The following is a 25,600-nucleotide window of genomic DNA, read 5'->3' on the forward strand; positions in this document are numbered from 1 at the left end:
CAGGGATGCCGTGGAACCGGCTTTGCCGGGCCACAGGCATCGTCCCCTCTCCAAGCACCGAAGGCGCGCCAGAGAGGGGGGTCGACAGCTTGGGCCGGCGAAGCCGGAACCTCGCTGTCTCTCGATGCGCGCCCAGCTCTCCGGAGTGGGCTACGTTGTCCAGGGATGCCGTGGAACCGGCTTTGCCGGGCCACAGGCATCGTCCCCTCTCCAAGCACCGAAGGCGCGCCAGAGAGGGGGGTCGACAGCTTGGGCCGGCGAAGCCGGAACCTCGCTGTCTCTCGATGAGCGCCCAGCTCTCCGGAGTGGGCTACGTTGTCCAGGGATGCCGTGGAACCGGCTTTGCCGGGCCACAGGCATCGTCCCCTCTCCAAGCACCGAAGGCGCGCCAGAGAGGGGGGTCGACAGCTTGGGCCGGCGAAGCCGGAACCTCGCTGTCTCTCGATGCGCGCCCAGCTCTCCGGAGTGGGCTACGTTGTCCAGGGATGCCGTGGAACCGGCTTTGCCGGGCCACAGGCATCGCCCCCCTCCAAGCGCCGCAGGCGCGCCAGAGAGGGGGGAAGCCGCGTCAGCGGCGCAGGGGGGAGCTCCTAAAGCCCTCGCTGGATGATGATCTTCTGCACGTCCGACGTGCCTTCATAAATCTGGCACACCCGCACATCCCGGTAAATGCGCTCCACCGGAAAGTCGTTCACATAGCCGTACCCGCCGTGCACCTGAATCGCCGCCGAGCACACCGATTCGGCCATTTCGCTGGCAAACAGTTTGGCCATGGCGGCCTCTTTCAGGCAGGGCTCCCCGGCATCGCGCAGCGTGGCGGCATGGTGCGTGAGCGCGCGCGCCGCCTCGATCTGAGTGGCCATGTCGGCCAGACGAAAGCCCACCGCCTGGTGGTTGAAGATCGGCTGACCAAAACTTTCGCGCTGCTTGGCATACGTGATTGCGCACTCAAATGCGCTGCGCGCCATGCCGATGCTCTGGGCGGCAATTCCGATGCGCCCACCCTCCAGCGCCGACAAGGCGATCTTGTAGCCCTCCCCCTCGGCGCCAATCAGGTTTTCCGCCGGAACCCGGCAGTTCTCGAAACGGATCTGCGCCGTGTCGCTGCTGTGCTGGCCCAGCTTTTCTTCCAGGCGTTCCACCAGATAACCCGGCGTGCTGGTGGGCACCACAAAGGCACTCATGCCCTTCTTGCCAGCACCCTTGTCCGTCACCGCAATCACGATGGCCAGGTGACCGTTCTTGCCACTGGTGATGAACTGCTTGACGCCGTTGAGCACGTAGTCCCCACCCTGCTTCGCCGCCGTGGTGCGCAGCGCTGAAGCGTCCGAACCCACATGCGGCTCGGTGAGGCAGAACACACCGAGCATCTGGCCGGCGGCCAGGGGGCACAGCCATTGTTGCTGCTGGCGCGCATTGCCGTAGCGCATCAGGATCGCATTGACCGGGCAATTCGTGACCGAGATCGCCGTGCTGGTACCGCCGTCGCCGGCCGCGATTTCCTCCAGCACCACCGCCAGCGTGACGTAGTCCAGCCCGGCGCCGCCCAGCGCTTCGGGCACGCAGATGCCGTAGGCCCCGAGCTCAGCCAGGCCCTGGTGCACGTCCTTCGGGAAGTGATGCTCCCTGTCCCAGCGTGCGGCATTCGGCCAGAGTTGTTCCTGGGCGAATGCGCGCACCGCGTCGCGGATCATGAGTTGGTCCTGGTTCAGCATGGTGTGTCCTGTTTTCGATCAGAGCAGCTCGATGGCCATGGCGGTGGCCTCACCGCCTCCTATGCACAGCGTGGCCACGCCCTTCTTGCCGCCGCGCGCCTTCAATGCGTGGATCAGCGTGACCACAATGCGCGCGCCACTGGCACCAATGGGATGACCCAGCGCACAGGCGCCGCCGTTCACGTTCACCTTCTCGTGCGGGATGTCCAGTTCGGTCATGAGCGCCATGGGCACCACGGCGAAAGCTTCGTTGATTTCCCACAGGTCGACGTCGGCGACCGCCCAGCCCGTCGCCTTCAACAACTTCTGCGTGGCACCCACCGGCGCGGTGGCAAACCAGTTGGGCTCCTGAGCGTGGGTGGCGTGGGCGACGATGCGCGCCAGCGGCCTGGCACCCAGCTTCTGAGCGGTGGAGCTGCGCATGAGAACCAAGGCTGCCGCACCGTCATTGATGGAAGAACTGGAGGCGGCCGTGATGGTGCCGTCCTTCTTGAAGGCGGGTTTGAGGCTGGTGACTTTGTCGAGCTTGACCTTGCCCGGCCCTTCGTCGGTGGACACGGTGCGCTCGCCGCTGCGGTCTTTCACCGTCACCGGCGTGATTTCGGCGGCAAAGGCACCGCTCTCGGTGGCCGCCTTGGCGCGGGTGACCGAGGCGATGGCGAAAGCGTCCTGCTGCTCGCGGGTGAAGCTGTATTTGGCGGCACAGTCTTCACCGAATGTGCCCATGGAGCGGCCGGGCTCGTAGGCGTCCTCCAGGCCGTCTAGCATCATGTGATCGAAGATCCTGTCGTGGCCCATGCGGTAGCCGCCTCGGCCTTTTTGCAGCAGGTAAGGTGCATTGGTCATGCTCTCCATGCCGCCCGCCACCATCACGGTGGCGCTGCCAGCGGCGAGCATGTCGTGTGCCAGCATGGTGGCTTTCATGCCCGAGCCGCACATCTTGGAGAGCGTGACCGCGCCGGCCGACTTCGGCAGGCCGCCCTTGAACGCGGCCTGGCGCGCGGGCGCCTGGCCCTGCCCTGCCATCAGGCAGTTGCCGAACAGCACCTCGTCCACTTGCGCTGGGTCGATGCCACTGCGCTGGACGGCTGCCTGGATCGCAGCGCCACCGAGGTCGTGCGCCGACAGGCTGGCGAAGTCGCTCTGGAACGAGCCCATGGGGGTGCGCGCGGCGCCGACGATGACGATGGGGTCTGCTTGTGACATGGAAGTTCTCCTGTAAAGGGTGAAGAAAAGGATCAGGCGAGCGCATGCGCCAGGAAGCGGCGCTCGCGTTCGTAGGGAAAGACGTCGTGCACGTGTCCGGCGGCCATGCGCTCCTTGTGCCGTTGCCAGTAGTCGGCGTCGAGCAGCTCGGCGTGGTGCTTCATGAACACCTCGCGCACCACTTCGTTGCCCAGCAGGAAGGGGCCGAAGGTCTCGGGAAACACGTCGTGCTTGCCCACCGGGTACCAGACTTCGCCGGACAGTTCGTCCTCCTCGTTGCGCGGTGCGGGCACGCGGCGGAACTGGCAATCGGTGAGGTACTCAATCTCGTCGTAGTCGTAGAACACCACCTTGCCGTGGCGGGTGATGCCGAAGTTCTTCCACAGCATGTCGCCGGGAAAGATGTTGGCGGTCAGGAGGTCCTTGATGGCGTTGCCGTACTCGATGACCGCGCGTTCGATCTGTGAATGGCTCCCGGCATCGAAGGCTTCCTGCAGGTAAATGTTGAGCGGAATCATGCGCCGCTCGATGTAGACATGTTTGAGGATGACCTCGATGTGGCCGTCCCCGTCACGGTCGCTGATTTCGAGCTGGCTCGGTGCGAACTGCTCGATCTCGGCAATCAGCTCGTCGGTGAAGCGGTCGCGCGGGAAACCCACCTCGGAAAACTCGAGCGTGTCGGCCATGCGGCCCACGCGGTCGTGCTGCTTGACCAGCAGGTACTTTCCCCGGATCTGTTCTCGCGATGTGTCCTTCTGCGGCGGGTAGAAGTCCTTGATGACCTTGAACACGAACGGGAAGCTCGGCAAATCGAACACCAGCATGACCATGCCCTTGATCCCGGGCGCGATGCGAAACTGGTCGGTGCTGTGGCGCATGTGGAAGAGGAAGTCGCGGTAGAACAGCGTCTTGCCCTGCTTGGCCAGGCCCAGCGCGTTGTAGAGCTCGGCGCGGGGCTTTCTCGGCATCATGCCGCGCAGGAACTGCACGTAGGCGCTGGGCACCTCCATGTCGACCATGAAATAGGCGCGTGCGAAGCTGAACAGCATGAGCAGGTCGTCCTCGCCGAACAGCGCGGCGTCGATCACCAGCTTGCCCGCCGTGTTGTGCAGCACCGGCAGTGCGAACGGCACTTCCTGGTAGCCGTTGATGATCCTGCCCACCACGTAGGCGCCCTTGTTCCGGTAAAACAGACTGGAGAGCACCTGGAACTGGAAGTTTGCGCGCAGGCGGGTGTGTTCGAAGTGGCTCATCATGGCGGCCAGCACCAGGCCGGCATCGCGTGGCAGGTCTTCAAACGGCACGTGCAGGTCGAAGTCTTCCAGCAGGTGCAGCAACTCGACCTGAAGGGTGTGCTCGGTCGGGTAGTAACAGCGGTAGGTTGGCCGGGCGCTGGGTTCGTCGTTCTCGATGAATTCGGTCGATACCGCCGGGCGAACGAAGATGAAATCGTTCTGGAAGTAGGCGCGCTTCAGAATTTTGGTCGTGACCGAGTTGAAAAAGGTCTCCGCCAGCTCGGGTTGGTGGTGGTTCACCAGCAAGCCGATGTAGTGCAGCTTGACCTGCTCCCACACGGACATGGGCTGCTGGTCGGCCTCGAATTCCTTCATGAGGCGCATCACGCATTCCTTGACCCGCAAGTCGTAGAACTCGATGCGTTCGCGCTGAGCACGCTGCTGGCCGAGCCAATCGCGCGACTCGAAGCGATGCTTGGCGCGAGCGGACTCGGCGCGAAACAGGCGGTAGTGCCGGTTGAAGCCGTCCAGCATGGCCTTGGCGATGGCGTAGGCCTGGGGGGCATCTAGGCGTTGCGGGAACATGGTGCGCGGCTGGCCGGGTGTTGGTCCCGCGTGGTTCGCCACAGGTGCGGAGCAGGCGCTCAGCTCTGGCGCACCGAACCCACGCCGGCCACCGCTGCGCGGTAGACGGCTTCGATCTGGTCTTTACCGTCCACCGTCATGTGCATGTCATGCAACAGGCCATCTCGCAGGCCGTACACCCAGCCGTGCAGCGTGAGCGGCTGTCCACGCGCCCAGGCATCCTGCACCACGGTGGTCTGTGCCACGTTCATCACCTGCTCAATGGCGTTGAGTTCGCAGAGCACATCGGCGCGATGCAGCTCGGGCGTGGCTTCGAGCAGGGCGGCGTGCCGGTCACGCACGTCCTTGATGTGTCGCAGCCAGTTGTCGGCCAGGCCCACGCGCACATCGCGCAGCGCCGCCTGCACACCACCGCAACCATAGTGCCCCACCACCATGAGGTGTTGCACCTTCAGCATGTCGACCGCGTACTGGATGGTGGAGAGGCAATTCAGGTCGGTCGGCACCACCACGTTGGCCACGTTGCGGTGCACGAACACCTCGCCGGGATCCAGGCCCGTGATCTGGTTGGCAGGCACGCGGCTGTCCGAGCAGCCGATCCACATGTACTGCGGACTTTGCTGGGCCAGCAGGTCGGTGAAAAAGGTGGGACGCATGGCCACCATGTCGGCGGCCCAGGCGCGGTTTCGGTCAAAGAGGTCGGTCAGTTGAGAGGTCATGGGGTGATCTTAATCAGCATGTTTCGGCAAACAGCTCCCGGCCGATCAGCATGCGACGGATCTCGCTGGTGCCCGCGCCGATTTCATACAGCTTGGCGTCGCGCCACAGACGGCCCAGCGGGTATTCGTTGATGTAGCCATTGCCGCCAAAGATCTGGATGCCGTTGCCGGCCATTTTGGTGGCCTCTTCGGCACACCACAGGATGACCGACGCACAGTCCTTGCGCACCTGACGCACGTGTTCAGCACCGAGCTGATCGAGATTCTTGGCCACGGTGTAGGCAAACGAGCGCCCAGCCTGCAGCACCGTGTACATGTCGGCCACCTTGCCCTGGATGAGCTGAAACTCACCGATGCTCTGGCCAAACTGCTTGCGGTCGTGGATGTAAGGGACGACGTTGTCCATGACGGCCTGCATGATACCCAGTGGCCCGCCGGTGAGCACGGCGCGCTCGTAGTCGAGCCCGCTCATGAGCACCTTGGCACCGTTGTTGAGGCCGCCCAGAATGTTTTCGGCGGGCACCTCGACGTTGTTGAACACCATTTCGCCAGTGTGGCTGCCACGCATGCCCAGCTTGTCGAGCTTCTGCGCGGTGCTGAAACCCTTCATGCCTTTCTCGACGAGGAAGGCGGTCACGCCACGCGCACCCATTTCAGGCTCGGACTTGGCATACACCACCATGGTGTCGGCATCCGGCCCGTTGGTGATCCACATCTTGCTGCCGTTGAGCAGGTAGTAGCCACCCTTGTCCTCGGCCCTGAGCTTCATGCTGATCACATCGGAACCCGCGCCTGGTTCACTCATGGCGAGAGCGCCCACGTGCTCGCCGGAGATCAGCCTGGGCAGGTACTTCTGGCGCTGCGCGTCGTTGCCATTGCGCTTGATCTGGTTCACGCACAGGTTGCTGTGCGCGCCATAGGACAACCCCACCGACGCACTGGCACGGCTGATCTCCTCCATGGCAATCATGTGCGCCAGATAGCCCATGCCGGCGCCCCCGTATTCCTCGCCCACGGTGATGCCGAGGACGCCCAGGTCGCCCATCTTGCGCCACAGGTCCATGGGAAACTGGTCGTTCGCGTCGATCTCGCCGGCGCGTGGCGCAATCTCGGCTTGGGCGAAATCGCGCACCGCGTCGCGCAGGGCATCAATATCTTCGCCGAGTTGGAAGTTCAGGCCGGGAAGCTGGTTCATCGTGGTCGTCCTCTGGGTATGGATGTTGGGTCTTGGGCTCAGCCCTGGATGTTGTCACGCCCGACAAGCGCCATGAGCGTGCAGCCCATGGTGGCCACCAGCTTCTCACGTCCGCCTTCGACGGCAAAGGCCTGGCCCTCGCACACGGTGACGGTGCGCCCGGGCTTGATCACCGTGCCGACCATGCGGAAGTGCTGACCTTGCGCGGGCGCCAGCAGGTTGATCTTGAATTCGATGGTGAGCACCGCAGCGTCTTCCGCCATGAGCGTGAAGCCGGCATAGCCGCAGGCCGAGTCAAGCGCGGTGGCCACCATGCCCGCGTGCAGGAATCCGTGTTGCTGCGTCAGCGGTTCCGCCCAGGGCAGGGTGATCACCACCTGGCCTGGCCGCACCTCGGCCAGGCTGGCTCCGAGCGTCCGCATGGCAGCCTGGCGGGCAAAGCTCTCGCGGGTGCGGGCGTCGAAATCGGGGTTCCGGGGTTCGAAAGCAGGTGGGTTCACGGCGGCCTCGGTGGTGCAGACAGCCTGGCATTCTACGTTGACGTTTACGTAAACGTCAATTGAACAACCAGCCCAAGGCGGATCAACCGGCGCTGCGGCTCAGGTACAGCAGCACCAGCCCCAACGCAGCGGGCAGCGCCTGCACGTAAAGGATTTTGCGGCTGGCGGTGGCTGCGCCGTACAGGCCGGCCACCAGCACGCAAGCCAGGAAGAACACCTTGACGCCAAAACCAGCGGGGCCGAGCCACAGGCCCCAGGTCAGGCCAGCGGCCAGGAAACCGTTGTAGAGGCCCTGATTGGCCGCCAGAACCTTGGTGGCAGCGGCCGACGCGGGCGTCTGGCCGAAGGCGCGCAAGCCCGCGGGCTTGTCCCAGAGAAACATCTCCAGCACCATGAAATACAGGTGCAAAAGCGCGACGAGAATGATGACGACACTGGCGGCCACAGACATGGCGAGTCCTTGTTGATGGAAGACACGGGCGCCGCAGCTTACGCCTTCTTCTCCACCTTGCCCAGCAGTGCGCGGGCTTCCTTCTCGTGCGTCTTCACTTCGTCGAGGTTGGCCACCAGGTCGGCCATCTGCTCTTCTAGCTGGCGCCGGTGATCGGCCAGCACGACCAGAAATTTGCGCAACTGCGGCCCGGTGTCGCGCGGGCTGTCATACATGTCGATGATCTCGCGGGCCTCGGTGAGCGAGAGTCCGAGCCGCTTGGCGCGCAGCGTGAGTTTCAGGCGTGTGCGGTCGCGCGCGGTGTAGACCCGGTTGCGCCCGCCCGGGCCTTCGCGCTGAGGCTGCAGCAGCCCCATGTCTTCGTAGAAGCGAATGGCGCGCGTGGTCAGGTCGAATTCGCGTGCCAGGTCGCTGATGGTGAAGGTCGTGTTCGTCGCCATGGGTCCTGAATGCCGTTGCGTGCCGTGTCGGGTTTCAGACAGTGCGAGACGCTGCTGCTCCTTAGAATGACCGGAGTCTTTACGTTTACGTCAACGTCACTTGGCGATCTTAACGGAATCCCACACCCATGAGCCTCACCCGCGAGCAGCTGGAAGCCCGACTGCACTACCCTCTGGGCGACACACTGCCCTCTTCAGGCCGATCGCTCGAGGTTGCCCCTGGTGTGCGCTGGATCCGCATGTCGCTGCCTTTCGCTCTCGACCACATCAACCTCTGGTTGCTGCGCGACGAGATCGACGGCCAACCCGGCTGGACAGTGGTGGACTGCTGCATCGCTCGCGACGAAGCGAAGTCGCAATGGGAGACCATCTTCGCCAACGAACTGGAGGGTCTGCCGGTGCTGCGCGTCATCGTCACCCACATGCACCCGGACCACATTGGCCTGGCGGACTGGCTTTGCCAGCGATGGAACTGCCGCTTGTGGGTGAGCGCGACCGATTTCGCCATGGCCCGCCTGGGCTCGCAGAGCACCACCGGCTTTGGCGGTGAGGCGGCGGCGGCCTTCTTTGCCTCCAACGGGCTCAGCGACCCCGAGAGCCTGTCGAAGATCCGGGGGCGCGCCAGCTACTACCCCAGCCTCGTGCCCTCGGTGCCCGACGAGTACCGCCGCCTTCACGACGGACTGCTGGTGCCGATCGGCGGACACGCGTGGCGCTGCATCAGCGGCTATGGTCACGCGCCGGAACACATGGCGCTGCACTGCGAGGCGCTGGATGTGCTGATCAGTGGCGACATGGTGCTGCCGCGCATCTCCACCAACGTGAGCGTGTACGACCAGGAGCCCGAGGCCGACGCACTCACGCTGTTCCTGGACTCACTGGAAAAATACCTGCCGCTGCCGGCCACCACCCTCGTGCTGCCCTCGCACGGAAAGCCATTCACCGGCCTGCACGAGCGCGTCCAGCAACTCAAGGACCACCACCGCGACCGCCTGGCCGAGGTGATGCAGGCGTGTCAGGACAAGGCTTGCAGTGGGGCAGACGTGCTGCCGGTGCTGTTCCCGCGCGCACTCGACCTGCACCAGACCACCTTCGCCATGGGTGAGGCAGTGGCGCACCTGCACTGGCTGTGGATGGCCGGAGACCTGCGGCGCGAGCGCGATGCCAGGGGCGTCTGGCGCTTTGCAGTACCGCCCACTCCCTAGTACACGGCTCAGCGGTCGGGGACGGTCTCCAGTTTCTGGAGTTCGAATCCGGCCGCCACGTGCTCGATATACACGGTCACGCCCATCTCCCGAGCTTTTTTGAACGACGACAACGCCAATTCGGTCTCGCCGCGGGTCTTGTGGAACTGCCCGAGGTAGAACCAGGCCTCGGCCAGCGCCATGTGCCGGTCGTCACCCGTTTTCCTGTCCAGCGCCGACATCACCTGCTTCGGCGTCCAGAGGCCAGCCAATAGGGCGAGCGCAGGGCGCGGCCAATCGCCTGCGGGCTGGGCGCGCGCCGCGGCCAGCAGATCGGGCGGCAGCTCGCGTCCCAGCTGGCGCAGGGTCCATGCGTGCCACAGGCGGGCGTACAAGCGGTCGGCCTCATCGTCCTGGAGTGTGGTGGCCCGTGCGAAGTCGTCGGCCGCCTGCGCCAGACGACCCTGGTAAAAGCGGGAAATGCCTCGGCGGTAATGGTTGGAGAAGGCGTCGTGTCCCATGACCAAGGCGCGGCTGTAGTCGCTCACCGACGCATCGAATCGACCGGCTGCGAAATTCACATTGCCCCGACAGTTCCAGGATCGCGCTGCTTCCGGCACGCGGGCGACGGCCTCCTCTGCATCGGGCAGACCGGCCTTCGGGTCTCCCAGATCGGAACGGGCCTCTGCGCGCAGACAGTAGGCCTCGGCCAGGTCTTCACCAGACAGACGCCCCCCTTCAATGGCTTTGCCCGTGCCCTGAATGGTCGCCTGCATGCGCGCGCGCATTGTGTCCATGAACGTCTGGCGGCCCAGCCCGAGCACGCCAGGTCGCTTGATCTCGTCGCGCTCGACCACGAAGACGCCGCCCACCTCGCGGTCGAGCTTGCGCACATCCTCGATGAGGGCGGGCAAGTCGCCCGGCCTGACCTCCGGCACCAGCGCTTCGAACTGCACTTTGCGCGCGGCGTCCCGCCCCCGGAAACTGGCGGCCACGTCCACCCGGAAGAAGGCCGACTCCAGCGTGCGCGAGCTCGGATCCCGCACCACGCCCACCGACTCGGGCCAGCGCATCTGCACGTTGTAAATGAGCGTGGAGGGGTAAGAGGGCATCCAGACCGGAAACCGGCGGCTCAGGCGTTCGGGTATCGCCACGCTCCCCTGAAGCGGGGTGGCCGAGTAGTTCATCACCCAGGCACCGTTGACTTCGCGAGCCAGACGCGGAACGCGGTACTGCGTGGCGACCCGGATCTGGTTGAGCATCACGTTGTCCGTGAAAACCGGCCCTGAAGCAACTTGAAGGCCGGGGTACCGCTTCTCGTAGCCCCCCAGCGCCCAGCGCTGTCGCTCCGCTTCGTCGAGGCGGGGCAACGCGGCGCGAAAGGTCTCGGCGTCCAGGCCATGCAACACCCATTCCGAATCGAGGGTGCCCTCGCCTTCGAACGTTTCCAGGGCGAAACGTTCGGTCACCACGCGACGGAACAGATCCTTGCGATTCGGGCTCTGCACCACCACCGCGCCCTGGCTGTCGGCACGGGCCAACAGCACTTCCGCGCCTTCAAGATGCTGGCCCATGCGGTCGATCGGCCCGGCTTGGCGCGAGCGCGTGGGATCAACGAAATGGTGCGTCTGGCCCAGGCGCACCCGCACCACCACGTGGTCGAACACATCGGGGCTGGGCAGCATGCGGTTCATGCCTTTGTGAACGCGCAGGGAGGCGAGCGCGAGATCGGCCTCGATGCCCAGGGCCTTGAGCATGCTCACCAACAGAACCGACTTGTCTTTGCAATCGCCATAGCGCAGCCGCACCACTTCTGCCACCGGCTGGGGGCGGTGCGAGCTCTCGCCGAGCTGCAGCGAGTGGTAGCGAATGTTGTCCTGCACCCAGCGCAGGGCTTCGGCTGCACGGGTGGCCTCATCGGGCAGTGCGCGCAAACGGTCCATGACGGGTTCGAGCTCAGGCGGCAAGGTATCTGGAACGCGAAACAGCTCCGACGCCCATTGCCCGACTTCTTCCCAGCGCTCGTACTCGCTGAACTGCAGGTACCGGATGGGCCTGGCATATGCCGGCATGCTCGGTTCCAGATCGACCGCCGCCACATTGCGGCGCTCGAACACCGTTCGACGCTCATCCAGGGTGACCTGCTCGGAGGGCGCAGCTTCGGGCGGCGAGAGGATATCGCCCACCCACTTCCAGTGGACCTTGCGCTGCGCGGGTGCAACCAGTGTGACCCGGCGGAGCAGCACAGGGTGCTCCTCTTCCCAGGAAGCGGCGTCGGAATAGCGTGTCCCCATGATGGGGTTGGTCCCGTCCACGCCGTAGACCAGATGCACCGCATCTCCCACGCGCACATCGGGCAGGGTCATGGAAGCGGTGATCACGCCGTTGTACACCCCTTGCTCCAGACCGAGCTCTCGTTGCAGGAAGCGCACTGGTACCGAGGTGGTGTGGTCGATGACCTGCGTGCCGCGCAGCACCGCGAGGCGGTACAGCGAGAGCTTCTGGTACGCGGGATTGAATCGGATCGACACCTGGCCCAGGGCCCCGAGCATGCCCGCGTCCTGAGCCTGAACCACCCGGTTGACCAGCCACGCCCCGGTGGGGGCCACCCGCAAGTGCGTGTCAGCGAGGTGTACCACCATGGCGCGACCGTCGCCACCCAGTGCGGGCACGGGCGCCAGCCTGGCCCAGGGCGGCACGCTGGTCCCGCGTGAAAACGCCTCGGATGCTGGCTGGATTTCCTTCTGCATCGACGGATCGCCCTGCGCCCAGGCGCTCGCCACACCACCCACCAGCAACGCCAGCGCCATCAGCCAGCGACACCCCTGCACTCTCATGTCATCTCCTCCCGTTTCGGATATTCGGACGTCTCACCATGTCAGCCCACTCGTCAAGGCGACGCGGCGGCTCTCATTCGTCCAGCGGAACGGCCGCCTCCCGCAAGGCGCGCCGCCGCTGGACATGGTCTGGCAGCACACTGGCCACCACGTCCCAGAAGCTCGGGCTGTGGTCCATGTGGCGCAGGTGGCTGAGCTCATGCACCACCACGTAATCCACCATCTCCATCTTGAGGTGAATGAGCCGCCAGTTCAGGCGGATGCTGCCGTCGGCGCTTGCGCTGCCCCACCGCGTGCCGGCGCTGGACAGGCGAAGTTTGGTGTAGCGCACACCGAGCTGCGGGGCAAAATGGTCCAGTCGCTCGGTGAAGAGCGCCTTGGCCTGGCGCATCAACCAGGCCTGCGCAGCGTCGCGGATCTGCCCTTCGCTCGCGTTGTGCGCCAGCCCCAGGCGCAGCGTGGCCCCGCCGTCGCCGTTTTCCAGCGCGGCCCCGACTTGCGTGAACCCATGCGACGGATCAAGCACCAGGCGCAGGCGAGCACCCAGGTAATCCAGCTCGACGCCATCGGCCCAGACAATGCGGGCCCGATCAAGCTCGCTGGCGCGTTCGCGCGCACTCTGCAATTTTTCGAGCACCCAGGCCGACTTGTCGTGCAGCAGCGCCTCGACCTCGCCAACGGGCGTCCAGCGCGGTGCCCGCACGCTCAGGCCATCGGTGCTGATGGACAGGCCAATGGTGCGGCGCTTGCCCCGCTTGAACTCGTAGCCCACCTCGCACGAACCCAGGCGCAGCATGCGGTTGGCGCGCGGATGGTGCCAGGCTGCGGGCTGGAACACCTGCGCCATCGAGAGCGCGGGCGGCGCGGGCGGTTCGGGCACTCTGGGCACGGGCACTGCCGCGGGCTCAGCGGGTACCGGGCCACCCAGAAAATCGAGCGCCAGCTGTACGAAGCGCTGCATGGGGTGCCTCAGGCGGCGCGGTAAGCGTCAGGATCCAGGCGCCGCATTTCGGCCTCGATCCAGGCCTCGACCTCGCGCATCAGTTCGTCGGGCTCGCGGCCCTGGCTGGGAATGGGTTTGCCGATCGAGAACTCCACCGTGCCAGGCTTCTTGATGAAAGCCTTGCGCGGCCAGCATTTGGCAGAGGTCACGGCGATCGGGATCACCGGCGCACCAGTGGCCACGGCCAGCCGCGTGCCACCGCTTTTGTAGGAGCCCTGCTGACCCCGCGGGATGCGCGTGCCCTCGGGGAACATGATGACCCACGTGCCCTGGTTCAACAACCGCTGTCCCTGCTCGACCACCTTGTTAAAGGCCTGGGCGCGTTTGCTGCGGTCGATGTGGATCATGTCCATGCGGCCCATCGCCCAGCCGAAGAATGGCACGTAGAGCAATTCCTTCTTGAACACATATGCCAGGGGATGAGGCATCAGCGTGGGCATGCAGAAGGTTTCCCAGGTGGACTGGTGCTTGAGCAGCAGCACGGCGGGCGCGGTGCTGCCCACGGGCAGGTTCTCGAAGCCGATCACCTCGTTGCGGATGCCCAGCATCAGCTTGCCGCTGTTGACCGCCAGCCGCAGCCAGCCCGCGCACATCCAGTAGATCTGTGTGCTGTTGAGAAACGGAGCAGCCACCAGCACAGCCAGCGCCCAGGGGACCACCGTGATCGCCATGAACAGGGTGTGCAGGATGGCGCGCAGCAAATTGACCAGGATCATGGTGGGTAAGTGTCAGTTCGTGGCCGGCTGCGCGAGCAGCCAGTCGGCAAAGGCGCCAAGGTTTTCGTGGGTCATGGTGGCCGGCGGCAGGTTGGGCGCCAGCGCGGCGATGTCCTGAACGCCCCCCGGGCCGAGCCGGCCGCGCAGGTGTTCGGACTTGCCGGTCAGCAGCAGGTGCGTGGGGCAACCCGCGCGCGCAGCCGCCTCCATGTGGCGAATGGAATTGCCGGCCGCTGGCGCATGCGCCAGCGGCGCCCCGAAACGTTCGCCAATCTGCTCGAACAGGCCCGGCGCAGGTTTGCGACAGCGGCAGGCGTCTTCGGGCGCATGCGGGCAGAAAAACACCGCCTCCACGCGAGCTCCCACGGCGGCGAGCTGGCGATGCATCTTGGCGTGGATCGCGTTGAGCGAGACCATGTCGAACAGGCCGCGCCCGATGCCAGACTGGTTGGTCGCCAGCACCACGCGCCAGCCCCCCTGATTGAGCCGCGCCACCGCTTCCAGCGCACCCGGCAACGCCTCCCACTCGTCCGGCGACGCGACGTAGTCGTCGCGGCTGCGGTTGAGCGTGCCGTCGCGGTCGAGGATGAGAAGCTTCATGGCAAGGTCAGGTCGCCAGGCGCGACAGGTCGGCCACTCGGTTCATGGCTTCGTGCAGTTGCCTGAGCAGGCCCAGTCGGTTGGCCTTGAGCGCGGGATCTTCGGCGTTCACCATGACGCCGTCGAAGAAGGCGTCGACCGGGGCGCGCAACGCGGCAAGGGATTGCAGCGATGCCGTGTAATCGCCGGCTTCGAACTTCGCGTTGGCGGAGGGAACGGTGGACCGCATGGCAGCCCACAGATCCTTCTCGGCGGCTTCCGCCAGCAGGGTATCGTTCACCGCCGTTCCCACTTCGCCATCTGCTTTCTTCAGGATGTTGGAAATGCGCTTGTTCGCTGCGGCCAGCGCGGGCGCCTCGGGCAGCGCGGCGAAGGCGCGCACCGCTGCAAGCCGAGCCGGTATGGAAGACCATTGGCCCAGTTGCCGCGCATAGATGGCGGCATCCACTTCGGCGGCCGAGAAGCCCGCATCGCGCAGATACCCTTTGAGCCGTTCGATCAGGAATTCGTCGAGCTCCACGCTCCGGTCCTGCAACAGCCCGTCCGGGAAAGCGGCAAACGCCCAACGCGTGAGCTCATGGAACTGCAACGGGAGCTTGCCCTCCATGAGCATCCGCACCACGCCCAGCGCATGGCGCCGAAGCGCAAAGGGGTCCTTGTCACCCGTGGGCAGGTTGCCAATGCCGAACATGCCCACCAGCGTTTCCAGCTTGTCGGCCAGCGCCACCACCACCCCCGTGGCGTTGCGAGGCAACTCGTCGCCCGCGAAACGCGGCTTGTAGTGGTCTTCAATGGCGAACGCAATGTCTTCGGACAGGCCGTCGTGGCGCGCGTAGTAACCGCCCATGATGCCTTGCAGCTCAGGGAACTCGCCGACCATGTCGGTCAGCAGATCGGTCTTGGCGAGTTGCGCCGCGGTGTCGGCGCTTTTCGCGAGCACGTCGCCACCCAACTGCTGGCCAATGGCTCGCGCGATGGCTCGCACGCGTTCCACGCGCTCACCCTGCGTGCCCAGCTTGTTGTGATAGACCACCTTGGCCAGACCGTCGACACGCGAGGCCAGGGTTTTCTTGCGGTCCTGGTCAAAGAAAAACTTGGCATCGGCCAGGCGAGGGCGCACCACTCGCTCGTTGCCACCAATCACGGCGCTCGCGTCGTCGGGAGTGATGTTGCTGACCACCAGGAACCGATGGGTCAATCGGCCCTGAGCGTCCAGCAACGGAAAGTACTTCTGGTTGGCCTTCATCGTGAGAATGAGGCATTCCTGCGGCACGTCGAGAAACTGCTTCTCGAACTCGCAAATCAGCACGTTGGGCCGCTCGACCAGCGCAGTCACCTCATCGAGCAGCGCGTCGTCGTCAATCGGCTTGCAGCCTCCCCCCACCTTGGCGGCAGCCGCCACGAGCTGGCGTGCGATCTCTGCCTTTCGCTCGGCGAAAGAAGCGATCACTGCGCCGTCCTTCGCGAGCGTGGCGGCATAGGCGTCCGCGTCCTTCAGCACCACCGGGGAAACGTTGGCTTCGAACCGATGGCCGTGCGTGGCGTGGCCGGCCTGGAGCCCCAGCGCCTTCACGGGCACCACGGCGCTGCCGTGCAGAGCCACCAGGCCGTGCGCAGGCCGCACAAAATTCACGCTGCTCCAGCCGGGCAGTTCGCAGTCGGTCTCAAGCTGGTAGCTCATGACCTTGGGGATCGGCAGTTTGGCAATGGCTTCGTCGAGCGCCTTCTGCAAGCCGGTGGCCAGATCGACACCTGCCTGCACACTGTCAAAGAACAGCGCCTCGGCCTTGCCGTCGGGCGCGCGCTTGAGATGCGCCACCGCAGCAGCGTCCGCCCCCAGTGCTGCCAGGCGCTTGAGCAGCGCGGGCGTGGGCTGACCATCGGCGGCCAGTCCCACGCTCACCGGCATGAGCTTTTGCGACACGGCTTTGTCGGCAGCGCGCGCGAGCACTCCGGTGACGTGCGCAGCCAGACGGCGCGGCGATGCAAACGCCGTCACGGCGGCATCGGCCGGGGCCAGGCCCTGCGCCTTGAGCTGGTCGGCCAGCACAGTGGCGAACGCGTCGCCGAGTTTCTTCAGTGCCTTGGGCGGCAGTTCTTCAACGAACAGCTCGACGAGCAGGTTATTTTGAGTCATGGGTCCGGTCACAAATTAGGCCGTTCGGGCTGAGCTTGTCAAAGCCCCTGCACAGGAGTTGGCGAGCCTTTCGACAGGCTCAGGGCGAACGGAGTCTCGGGTGATCATGCGGCCTTCTTCTCGATCTGTGCCACCCACTCGCGCGGCGCCATGGGAAAGCCCAGGCGCTCGCGGCTGTCGTAGTAGCTCTGCGCCACGGCCCGTGCGAGGTTGCGGATACGCCCGATGTAAGCGGCGCGCTCGGTCACGCTGATGGCGCCACGCGCATCCAGCAGGTTGAAGCTGTGCGCGCACTTGAGCACCTGCTCGTAAGCGGGCAGCGCGAGCTGTTGGTCCATCAGGTGCTTCGCCTGTTTCTCATGCGCAGCGAAGGCGGTGAATAGAAAGTCGGCGTCGCTGTGCTCGAAGTTGTAGGCCGACTGTTCCTTCTCGTTCTGCAGATAGACGTCCCCATAGCTCATGGTCTCGGTCCATTTCAGGTTGTAGACGTTGTCCACGCCCTGCAGGTACATGGCCAGGCGCTCCAGGCCATAGGTGATCTCGCCGGTGATGGGTCGGCAGTCGATGCCGCCGACCTGCTGAAAGTACGTGAACTGCGTGACTTCCATGCCGTTGAGCCAAACCTCCCAGCCCAGGCCCCAGGCGCCCAGCGTGGGGTTCTCCCAGTCGTCTTCGACAAAGCGGATGTCGTTCTTCTTCAGATCAAAACCCAGCGCCTCCAGGCTGCCCAGGTAGAGCTCAAGAATGTTGCTGGGTGCGGGCTTGAGCACCACCTGGTACTGGTAATAGTGCTGCAGCCGGTTGGGGTTCTCACCGTAGCGGCCATCCTTGGGCCGGCGGCTCGGCTGCACATAAGCGGCCTTCCAGGGCTCGGGCCCAAGCGCGCGCAGGAAGGTGGCGGTGTGGCTGGTGCCGGCGCCGACCTCCATGTCGTAAGGCTGCAGCAGGGCGCAGCCCTGGCGGTCCCAGTAGGACTGCAGGGTCAGGATGATTTGCTGGAAGGTCAACATGCGAAGGGCCGGGGCGCTGCCCGGCAAGAAAGTTCTGGGTGAGGGAGAGGCAGGCGCCGAACGATCGCGCCGCCCGATCGAGTGATTTTACGGGGCGCGCTCAGCGGCGGCGCGTGCGGCCACCGCGCCGCCCCAGGCCACGCATCGAGGCCATCAGAAGCACCATCGTGAGGCAGCCGATCCACAGCGGCGACAGTCCCCAGCGTGCAGTCCACTCGGCATAGGGTGTGAGTCCCTTGCGCCCTTCCACCGTGCCTTCAAGGCGGCCACGGGTGAGGCGCTCCAGCGCATGCGTGACCTGACCCCGGTGATCAATGACGGCGGTGGCTCCGGTGTTGGTGGCGCGCAGCATGGGGCGCCCGAGCTCGATGGCGCGCAGCCGGGAAATGTGCAGGTGCTGGTCGATGGCGATGGTGTCGCCAAACCAGGCGATGTTGCTCAGATTCACCAGCAGCGTGGGCGCCGACTGTGGATCGCGGAACGAGGCCGCGAGCTCTTCTCCAAACAGGTCTTCGTAGCAGATGTTGGGAGCAATGCGTTGGCCGCTCAGCGCCCAGGCGGGCTGCGGCAGCGCGCCCCGGTTGAAATCCCCCAGCGGGATGTTCATGAGATCGGTGAACCAGCGGAACAGCGGCGGAATGAACTCCCCGAAGGGCACCAGGTGGTGCTTGTCGTAGCTATAGATGCCTTGGCCGGTGGCCGTCAGCCGGCTGGACGCCTGGCGCGCGGAATCCGCCGTGAGGCCCCAGACCGAATTGGTGTAGCCAGACTCCATGCTGCCCAGGGGCAGACCCACCAGCACACCCACGGCGTTGCCGCCACTGGTCTGCTGCCCGAGATCGTCCAGCAGAGGTTGCCAGAACGCTGGGCCAAGCTGGTCGGGCAACAGCGGCACCGCCGTCTCAGGCGCCACCACCAGTTGCGGCCCGCTCGCGGGTGAAGCCCGCGAGGCGGCCACTGCCTCGGCGATCTGGCGTGGGTACCACTCCAGCGCCTGGGCAATGCCAGTGCCCGGAACGAATTTCTGATCCTGGGCGATGTTGCCTTGCAGCAGCCAGACCCGCAGTTCGCCGGCGCTGGTGGTCTGGCGTTGTCCCAGGCCACGCCAGGCCTCGCCACCGCCGAACACGCTGAGCAGCAGAAGGCCGACCGACAGAAACAACAGAAGACTGCGAGCGAGGCCCCACCACCCATCGGACAGGCCCGGCACAGTGCGCGCCTGGACCCGCGCCCCAGGGGTGGCCACACGCGAACCCGCTGCCGAGCGGCTGGTGGGCCGGCTCACGGGCGAAAGCATCCACACGCTCAGCCGGCGCCACAGCCCCGAGACCACCGACGCCAGCGTGTAGGCCAGCACCGCCGCGATGAAACCCATGCCATACACACCCACCAGTGGCGCCCAGGCAGCCATGAGATCGACGTGGGCGTAGCCGCCAGCGCCCCACGGAAAACCGGTGAACCAATGCGCTCGCGCCAGTTCGGCCAGGGTCCAGAGCGAGGCAAACATGAGCGCTTGCGCCGTGCGCGAGACCGGCGCCCAGGCGCACAGGAAGCCCACCACCACGGCGTAGTAGATCGAAAGGAACCCCGCCAGCGCCAGCACCGCCAGCGCGGCCAGCCACCCAGGCAGGCCACCGTAGGTGTGCATGGACACGAACAGCCACCAGAAAGTACCCACCAGCCACACGGTGGAGAACACCCAGCCGCGCCACGCCGCCTGCCCCACGCGGGTGGCGAATTGCAGGGCCAGGACCAGCAGCGCGAGCGACACGATCTGCCAGAAGCCATTGGGTTGTCCCGGCACGGCGCCCGGCAAGGCCCAGTCTTTCAGCGGCCAGGCGATGGACGCCGCCTGCAGGGCGCCACCGATCACGCAGACCAGCCACCAGAAGAAGCCGCTGCCGCGCGCGCTGCGCCCCGGCGGGCGTCGACTCATCGGGTTGAAACTCGATGGGGTGTGCAGCGATCCGAACAGGCTTCTCATCGGTCGGGCGCCTTGTGGCCTCAGGCCTCGCCCGGTATGGGCATGACCTTGAACCACTTCACCGCACCGCCCTTGGTGTGCAGCACGACAAAGCGCAACCCTTCGAGCTCGTGCGTCTCGCCCCGTTTGGGCACGTGCCCCATGGCGTGGGCGATCATGCCGCCGATGGTGTCGAAATCTTCTTCGGGCAGCCGGAGGCCGAAGGACTCGTTGATGCGCTCGATCGGCGTGTCGCCGCTCACGCGCCAGGTGCTGTCGGCCAGCGCGAAGATGTCGCCATCGTCTTCGGCCACATCGAACTCGTCCTCGATTTCGCCAACGATTTCTTCCAGCACGTCCTCGATGGTGATGAGACCCGCCACGCGGCCGAACTCGTCGATGACGATGGCGAGGTGGTTGCGGTTGCCACGAAATTCGCGCAGCAAGTCGTTGAGGCCCTTGGATTCCGGCACGAAGGTGGCCGGGCGCAGCAGCGCGCGAATGTTGAGTTCGGGCGCGCGTTGCAGCTTGAGCAGGTCCTTGGCCAGCAGGATGCCAATGATGTTTTCACGCTCCCCTTCGTAGACCGGAAACCGCGAGTGCGCGGTGTCGATGACGAGGTGCAGCAACTCATCAAAGGGGGCGTCGATGTCGAGCACGTCCATGCGCGGCGTGGCCACCATCACGTCGCCGGCGGTCATGTCGGCGATCCGGATCACGCCTTCGAGCATGACGCGCGATTCGGCGTTGATGATGTCGTTGTCCTCGGCCTCGGCCAGGGTCTCGATCAACTCATCCTTGGAGTCTGGTCCGGGGTGGATGAACTCCGCGAGCTTTTGCAGGAAACCACGTTTGTCGGCATGCCGCAGGCTGCGCTGCGGCCCACTACTGGGAGGGGATTCGGCCACTGAAGGTAGAAAGGGGGGTTGTAACGGTCCGAAAGGATACCCCAAGCAGGTGGCGCAGCGCAAAGCGTCGCCGCCTGTCGGGGGCGAGCGGCGCCTCAGCCTCGCACGCGTTCGCGGGCGTCGCGAACGCCTCGCCGGATGTCCTGCAACACCGTGAGCAAGCCCCAGAACTGCTTGGCCTGGGCCTTGAAGTGATAGTCGGTGAGCGCCATCTGCTGGTTGACGAGTTCGGTCACGCGTGAATCGAAATCAGCCGGCGGCAGGCGCAGGTGAGCTTCCGACTCGGGGCCGTCGCGCTCGATCACCGCACCCGCATGGCGCGCGATCTTGAGCATGGCGGTGTTTTCAGACAGGGCGTGAATGAACAGCATGCTCACGCCCTCGTTGCGCGCGTGCATCACGGCGCGCTCGAAAAGTCGACTGCCGTAGCCTCGGCCGCGCGCGCTTTTTGCCACCGACACGCCGAACTCGGCACAACTGTTGTACTTGGGGTCGAGCGAGAAGGCCAGGTGGGCCATGGCAATGAGTTCGAGCCGGCGGTTGAAGATGCCGAACAGCTCGTCGCGATCGAAATCGAGTTGCGCCACGTAACGGCGAATCTGTTCGTCATTGGCCGCATAGCCGAAACGCAGGTAGCGGTCGTGCGGCTCCAGCGCCAGCAGATGCGTTTCGATGCGCTCCACCTGCCCCGGCCCGATAGAGCGGATGGGCACGACGAACGTGGAAGTCTTCTCGGAATTCACCATGCGGCCAATGTACGGGTTTTCCCTATACCCGCAAGGACGCCAACCCCTAAAGCCAGGGGAACCCGACGGACGGGCATGCCCGGCACGTCAAACTGGCAGAGCCGTGGTGCTTTTCACCCGGTCCATGACAAAGCTGGTCTTGCAGTCCTGCACGCTGGGGTGCTTGAGCAGCGTTTCCATCATGAAGCGCGAGTAAGCCGCCATGTCGGCCACCACCAGGTGCAACTGAAAGTCCATTTCTCCGGTGAGCGCGGCACATTCCACCACCTCGGGCCAACTCTGGACGCTGGCCCGGAACTGGTCCATGGGGCTGCGCTTGGCGCTGCCGGCGTGCTTCTCCAGTCGCACGTTCACATGTGCCGTGAGGCCCAGGCCGACGGCCTCAGGGCGCACCAGCGCCACATAGCGGTCGATCACGCGCGCTTCTTCAAGCCGTCGCACGCGGCGCAACACGGCGCTGGGCGAGAGGCCCACAGTTTCGGCGATCTGGTCGTAGGTGGCCCGGCCATCGGCCTGCAGGCTGCGAAGAATCTGGCGATCAAGCTTGTCAAGTGCATCCATGGCACGAAGTTTGCAATTTTCCTGCATTCTTGACAAGTGGAGCGCCCCAAAACGCCGAAATCGTGACAGGCTGCGCCGATACAGTGGCGAATTCACCCACATTCACCCGGAGACAGCCATGAACAGCGCCCTGCCCACCACCGCCGCGACCACGTGGGAGAACCCCATGGGCACCGACGGTTTCGAGTTCATCGAGTACGCCGCGCCCGATCCCGTGGCCATGGGTGCGCTCTTCGAGCGCATGGGCTTCAAGCCAATCGCCAGGCACCGCCACAAGGCCGTGACCTTGTATCGCCAGGGCGAGATCAACTTCATCATCAATGCCGAACCCGACAGCTTTGCCCAGCGCTTCGCGCGCCTCCACGGGCCAAGCGTTTGTGCCATCGCCTTTCGCGTGAAGGACGCCAAAGCCGCCTACGAGCGTGCCATTTCGCTGGGCGCCTGGGGCTACGCGGGCCAGGCCGGCCCCGGCGAGCTGAACATTCCCGCCATCAAAGGCATCGGCGATTCCATCATCTATTTCATTGACCGCTGGCGCGGCAAGAACGGCGCCCGGGAGGGCGACATCGGCAACATCGGCTTCTTCGATGTGGATTTCGAGCCTTTGACAGGCGCCGAACTGAATCCCGTCGGGCACGGGCTGACCTACATCGACCACCTCACGCACAACGTGCACCGGGGTCGCATGGAAGAGTGGGCCGGGTTCTATGAACGGCTGTTCAACTTCCGCGAGGTGCGTTACTTCGACATCGAAGGCCAGGCCACCGGTGTGAAGAGCAAGGCCATGACCAGTCCGTGCGGCAAGATCCGAATTCCCATCAATGAAGAGGGCAACGAGAAAGCCGGGCAGATTCAGGAGTACCTGGACCGCTACCACGGCGAGGGCATCCAGCACATCGCCATGGGCTCCACCAACCTGTACGACACCGTGGACGCCCTCGAGCTCAGCGGCGTGAAGCTGCTCAACACCAGCGAAACCTACTACGAGTTGCTGCCCAAGCGCATTCCCAATCATGGCGAGAACCTGGAGGCGCTGAAGCAGCGCAACATCCTGGTGGACGGCTTGCCCGGCGAACTGCTGCTGCAGATCTTCAGCGAGAACCAGCTCGGGCCCATCTTCTTCGAGTTCATCCAGCGCAAGGGCAACCAGGGTTTTGGCGAAGGCAATTTCAAGGCGCTCTTCGAAACCATGGAACTGGATCAGGTGCGCCGCGGCGTGCTGAAGGCCTGAAGGCAAACGCCATGGCTGTTGAACCCGTTGTCTATGGCGCCAGTGAGCGCCCTCCGCGCGGCGACTATTCTCGCGCCCACGCCGACTACACCTGCCCGCAGAACTGGGCCTCGTACACCGAGGCCGACCACGACACCTACCGCCGGCTCTACGAGCGACAGTCGTCGCTGCTGCCCGGGTTGGCCTGCGACGCGTTCATCCAGGCGTTGCCCTCACTGGGCGTGCGCGACCGCATTCCGCGCTTCGAGGAAATCAACGACCGCCTCAGACCAGCCACGGGCTGGGAGATCGTGGCCGTGCCGGGCCTGATCCCGGAGCGGCCCTTCTTCGACCTGCTGGCCCACCGCCGCTTTCCGGTCACCGACTGGATCCGCAAGCCCGAGGAATTCGACTACATCGTGGAGCCTGACGTGTTCCACGATCTCTTTGGCCATGTGCCACTGCTTTTCAACCCGGTGTTCGCCGACTACGTGCAGCGCTACGGGGCCGGTGGCCTGAAGGCTCACGATCTGGGCGCGGGCGAGCTGCTCTCCCGGTTGTACTGGTACACGATCGAATTCGGGCTGATGCGGCAGCCCGAAGGGCTGCGCGCGTACGGCGCCGGCATCCTGAGCTCGTCAAGTGAACTGAAGTACAGCGTGACCAGCCCACAGCCGCAACGGGTCGCGCTGGACTTGCTGCGCTGCATGCGAACGCGCTACAAGATCGACGACTTCCAGGCCACCTATTTCGTCATCGACGGCTTCGAGCAGCTCTTCGACATGACCGCGCCCGACTTCGCGCCGCTCTACGAGGCGGTGCGCTCGCTCGGTGAACTGGCGGCGGACGCAAGCAACGCCAGCGACTCGCCCATCACCCTGGGGTGAAACGCCATGGCCACGTGGGCCGCACCGGGCAGCAACCGGTTGTCGGCCCCGGGCAGGGTGGCGGTGGATGCCGGGAACACGATGTTGTCGGCATTCGAGTACCAGCAGACAAAGCGCGCATAGGTGTGGGTGGGGTTGATGCGTGACTCACGCGCCTGCAATTCGCGCAACCAGTCGCCTCCCAGCCTCATCTGCCGTCCATTGGCCACGCGGCTGAAACGACCCAGCCAGGTGCCCCGGTGGGGGCTGCCAATGGTGATCACCCGGTGGACCTGCGTCTCGGGTTCACTGGCCAGCCAGGCGCGCGCGGCAAGCCCCCCCATGCTGTGGCACACCAGCATGGGCGGACGACCCGTCAACGCGCGTGCACGCCGCACGCCCTCTGCAATCTGGTGCGCGTAGTCGTCGATGCTGCCAAACACGGGTTCCAGGTTGACCGACACGTAGGGAACGCCCAGCTCCCGCAGGCGCCGCATCCAGGGAAGCCAGAGGCCCCGGTTGCAGACAAACCCGTGGACGAACACCACGGCAGGCTCACCGGTGTCCGTGGGTACTTCGTCATCGGGCAGGCTGGCCCATCGAAAGGGTTGACGCCAGGCAAACACCTGCGGGGCCACTCGAACCTCTTGCCACCACGCGCCAATCAGGTCGCGCCATCCCGCGCGTGGCGCCTCGTCCTGCCGGTTCAGCCAGGCCGCGGCAAGGCCTTCGAAGGCGAGCACCAGCGCATAACCACCTACGACAAGCGCCCCGCCCAGCAACGCGAGAAACGGCGAACGCGGCCACCAATAGACCAGCCACAGCACCGTCAAGACCAAGCCCAAGGCCATCAGCCACTGCTGGAGGCGGGCCAGTGCGGAGCCGGCTCGCACCAGGGGTGGCGCCGTGGTTGACGCAGGAAGTTTTGCGGGAGCGTCCGTCATCACCACACTATCGCACGCCGCGGCCCGCCGAATTAGACTGGGCTTTCCTTCCTCTGCTCCATGTGCCTCCATGAGCCCTCCCGCCAGCGCCGCCGATCGCATTCGTTCCCACCTGGACCGCGTGCAACAACTGCGTCATCAAGCCCGCACAGCCGGCATGGACGCAGCGGTGAGCGCTGTCAAACAATTGCAGGCCCTGCGGTTTCGGGCCACCTATGCCGACCTCATTCAGGATGCCAGTTGCGCGCCCGCCACTCGGTTCTTCCTCGATGAGCTCTATGGCGTGCATGACTTCGCGCAGCGCGATGCTCAGTTCGGCCGCATCGCCGGCGCACTGGAACGGCTTTTTCCAGAAGCCGTGGCCCAGCTGGCGGTGGACCTGGCCGAGACCCATGCGCTCACCGAGGTGCTGGACCATGAAGTTGCGCGGCACTGGCTCACTCTGGACGCAGACATGCCCGCCACGCTCCGCTACACCCAGAGCTGGCGCCTCGCCGACGACCGACCCGCACGTGAGCGCCAGCTGGCCGTGGTGCAACACATGGGGCGCGAGCTCCAGCGGCTCACCCGCATGAAGCCGCTGCGCCTGGCCTTGCGCATGATGCGCAACCCTGCCCGTGCGGCGGGCCTGGATGCGCTGCAGCATTTTCTGGAAAGCGGCTTTGACGCTTTTGCGGCCCTGGGGGATGCGCGCCGCTTCCTGGACACCATCAGCGAAAGGGAATCGCGCTGGATCAGCACCTTGTTCGACGCACCGGTGGAGGATTGCAGCCGTGCACTGGCGGCTGAACTTGCGCGGGTCGAGGCCTGGAAGTGAGGCGCGGGATGCTGGTGTGCTTTGCGTGACACGCCCCTAGGGCTGGCCCGGT

Annotated in this window: 23 protein-coding genes; 4 read left to right on the top strand and 19 right to left on the bottom strand. The window is 65.2% G+C overall.

Going from position 1 to position 25,600, the window contains the following annotated elements; all coding sequences use genetic code 11:
- Window positions 1-590 precede the first annotated feature (590 nt).
- The 8 genes from AB7F11_RS12820 to AB7F11_RS12855 all read right to left on the bottom strand — a co-directional run bounded on the left by AB7F11_RS12820 (window position 591) and on the right by AB7F11_RS12855 (window position 8,046).
- The gene (locus tag AB7F11_RS12820) at window positions 591-1,715 is read right to left on the bottom strand and encodes an acyl-CoA dehydrogenase family protein (RefSeq protein WP_428289104.1); all 1,125 of its coding nucleotides are present in this window, start codon (window positions 1,713-1,715) and stop codon (window positions 591-593) included.
- An 18-nt stretch (window positions 1,716-1,733) separates the two neighbouring features.
- Complete coding sequence (locus AB7F11_RS12825) at window positions 1,734-2,921, bottom strand: acetyl-CoA C-acyltransferase (RefSeq protein WP_428289103.1); 1,188 nt, start codon at window positions 2,919-2,921, stop codon at window positions 1,734-1,736.
- A 32-nt stretch (window positions 2,922-2,953) separates the two neighbouring features.
- Window positions 2,954-4,741 carry a bifunctional isocitrate dehydrogenase kinase/phosphatase gene (aceK, locus tag AB7F11_RS12830; RefSeq protein ID WP_428289102.1) on the bottom strand — a complete coding sequence of 596 codons (1,788 nt, stop codon included), beginning with the start codon at window positions 4,739-4,741 and terminating at the stop codon, window positions 2,954-2,956.
- A 59-nt stretch (window positions 4,742-4,800) separates the two neighbouring features.
- Window positions 4,801-5,460, bottom strand: coding sequence for a carbonate dehydratase (gene can, locus AB7F11_RS12835; RefSeq protein ID WP_428289101.1), 660 nt, complete (start codon window positions 5,458-5,460; stop codon window positions 4,801-4,803).
- A 13-nt stretch (window positions 5,461-5,473) separates the two neighbouring features.
- The gene (locus AB7F11_RS12840) at window positions 5,474-6,655 is read right to left on the bottom strand and encodes an isovaleryl-CoA dehydrogenase (RefSeq protein WP_428289100.1); all 1,182 of its coding nucleotides are present in this window, start codon (window positions 6,653-6,655) and stop codon (window positions 5,474-5,476) included.
- Window positions 6,656-6,693: 38 nt separating this feature from the next.
- Window positions 6,694-7,077: a PaaI family thioesterase gene (locus AB7F11_RS12845; RefSeq protein ID WP_428289105.1), complete on the bottom strand. Its 384-nt coding sequence runs from the start codon at window positions 7,075-7,077 to the stop codon at window positions 6,694-6,696.
- Window positions 7,078-7,237: 160 nt separating this feature from the next.
- Complete coding sequence (locus AB7F11_RS12850; RefSeq protein ID WP_428289099.1) at window positions 7,238-7,606, bottom strand: DUF1304 domain-containing protein; 369 nt, start codon at window positions 7,604-7,606, stop codon at window positions 7,238-7,240.
- Between the two features lie 38 nt (window positions 7,607-7,644).
- A complete protein-coding gene (locus AB7F11_RS12855) occupies window positions 7,645-8,046 on the bottom strand; it encodes a MerR family transcriptional regulator (RefSeq protein ID WP_428289098.1) in 402 nt (133 codons plus the stop codon).
- Between the two features lie 128 nt (window positions 8,047-8,174).
- On the opposite strand from AB7F11_RS12855, the gene AB7F11_RS12860 reads away from it, so the two are divergent.
- Window positions 8,175-9,251: an MBL fold metallo-hydrolase gene (locus tag AB7F11_RS12860; protein WP_428289097.1), complete on the top strand. Its 1,077-nt coding sequence runs from the start codon at window positions 8,175-8,177 to the stop codon at window positions 9,249-9,251.
- A gap of 8 nt (window positions 9,252-9,259) precedes the next feature.
- On the opposite strand, the gene AB7F11_RS12865 is transcribed toward AB7F11_RS12860, so the two are convergent.
- From AB7F11_RS12865 to AB7F11_RS12910, 10 genes are all read right to left on the bottom strand, one after another.
- Window positions 9,260-12,067, bottom strand: coding sequence for a DUF3857 domain-containing protein (locus AB7F11_RS12865; RefSeq protein ID WP_428289096.1), 2,808 nt, complete (start codon window positions 12,065-12,067; stop codon window positions 9,260-9,262).
- A 73-nt stretch (window positions 12,068-12,140) separates the two neighbouring features.
- Window positions 12,141-13,028 carry a M48 family metallopeptidase gene (locus AB7F11_RS12870; RefSeq protein ID WP_428289095.1) on the bottom strand — a complete coding sequence of 296 codons (888 nt, stop codon included), beginning with the start codon at window positions 13,026-13,028 and terminating at the stop codon, window positions 12,141-12,143.
- Window positions 13,029-13,036: 8 nt separating this feature from the next.
- The gene (locus AB7F11_RS12875; RefSeq protein ID WP_428289094.1) at window positions 13,037-13,786 is read right to left on the bottom strand and encodes a lysophospholipid acyltransferase family protein; all 750 of its coding nucleotides are present in this window, start codon (window positions 13,784-13,786) and stop codon (window positions 13,037-13,039) included.
- 12 nt (window positions 13,787-13,798) lie between these two features.
- Window positions 13,799-14,386, bottom strand: coding sequence for a D-glycero-beta-D-manno-heptose 1,7-bisphosphate 7-phosphatase (gmhB, locus tag AB7F11_RS12880; protein ID WP_428289093.1), 588 nt, complete (start codon window positions 14,384-14,386; stop codon window positions 13,799-13,801).
- A gap of 7 nt (window positions 14,387-14,393) precedes the next feature.
- Complete coding sequence (glyS, locus tag AB7F11_RS12885) at window positions 14,394-16,523, bottom strand: glycine--tRNA ligase subunit beta (protein ID WP_428300018.1); 2,130 nt, start codon at window positions 16,521-16,523, stop codon at window positions 14,394-14,396.
- A 104-nt stretch (window positions 16,524-16,627) separates the two neighbouring features.
- Window positions 16,628-17,533 (bottom strand): glycine--tRNA ligase subunit alpha, encoded by a 906-nt coding sequence (gene glyQ / locus AB7F11_RS12890; RefSeq protein WP_428289091.1) that lies wholly within the window; start codon window positions 17,531-17,533, stop codon window positions 16,628-16,630.
- Window positions 17,534-17,633: 100 nt separating this feature from the next.
- Window positions 17,634-19,469, bottom strand: coding sequence for an apolipoprotein N-acyltransferase (lnt, locus tag AB7F11_RS12895; RefSeq protein WP_428289090.1), 1,836 nt, complete (start codon window positions 19,467-19,469; stop codon window positions 17,634-17,636).
- A gap of 68 nt (window positions 19,470-19,537) precedes the next feature.
- Window positions 19,538-20,404, bottom strand: a complete 867-nt coding sequence (locus AB7F11_RS12900) for an HlyC/CorC family transporter (protein ID WP_428289089.1) — start codon at window positions 20,402-20,404, stop codon at window positions 19,538-19,540.
- Between the two features lie 95 nt (window positions 20,405-20,499).
- Window positions 20,500-21,150, bottom strand: a complete 651-nt coding sequence (locus tag AB7F11_RS12905; RefSeq protein ID WP_428289088.1) for an N-acetyltransferase family protein — start codon at window positions 21,148-21,150, stop codon at window positions 20,500-20,502.
- A gap of 87 nt (window positions 21,151-21,237) precedes the next feature.
- Window positions 21,238-21,711, bottom strand: coding sequence for an Lrp/AsnC family transcriptional regulator (locus tag AB7F11_RS12910; RefSeq protein WP_428289087.1), 474 nt, complete (start codon window positions 21,709-21,711; stop codon window positions 21,238-21,240).
- A gap of 118 nt (window positions 21,712-21,829) precedes the next feature.
- Between AB7F11_RS12910 and hppD the strand changes: the two genes are divergently transcribed.
- Together hppD and phhA are read left to right on the top strand one after the other, a co-directional pair.
- A complete protein-coding gene (gene hppD / locus AB7F11_RS12915) occupies window positions 21,830-22,942 on the top strand; it encodes a 4-hydroxyphenylpyruvate dioxygenase (RefSeq protein WP_428289086.1) in 1,113 nt (370 codons plus the stop codon).
- An 11-nt stretch (window positions 22,943-22,953) separates the two neighbouring features.
- Window positions 22,954-23,808 (top strand): phenylalanine 4-monooxygenase, encoded by an 855-nt coding sequence (phhA, locus tag AB7F11_RS12920; protein WP_428289085.1) that lies wholly within the window; start codon window positions 22,954-22,956, stop codon window positions 23,806-23,808.
- On the opposite strand, the gene AB7F11_RS12925 is transcribed toward phhA, so the two are convergent.
- Window positions 23,730-24,680, bottom strand: coding sequence for an esterase/lipase family protein (locus AB7F11_RS12925; protein ID WP_428289084.1), 951 nt, complete (start codon window positions 24,678-24,680; stop codon window positions 23,730-23,732). The genes phhA and AB7F11_RS12925 overlap by 79 nt on opposite strands.
- 121 nt (window positions 24,681-24,801) lie before the next feature.
- On the opposite strand from AB7F11_RS12925, the gene AB7F11_RS12930 reads away from it, so the two are divergent.
- Entirely contained in the window at window positions 24,802-25,548 is a 747-nt protein-coding gene (locus AB7F11_RS12930) for an FFLEELY motif protein (RefSeq protein WP_428289083.1), read from the top strand.
- Window positions 25,549-25,600: the final 52 nt, after the last annotated feature.

This window comes from Hydrogenophaga sp., assembly GCF_050250835.1.
In the GTDB taxonomy this organism is placed as follows: Bacteria; Pseudomonadota; Gammaproteobacteria; order Burkholderiales; family Burkholderiaceae_C; genus Hydrogenophaga.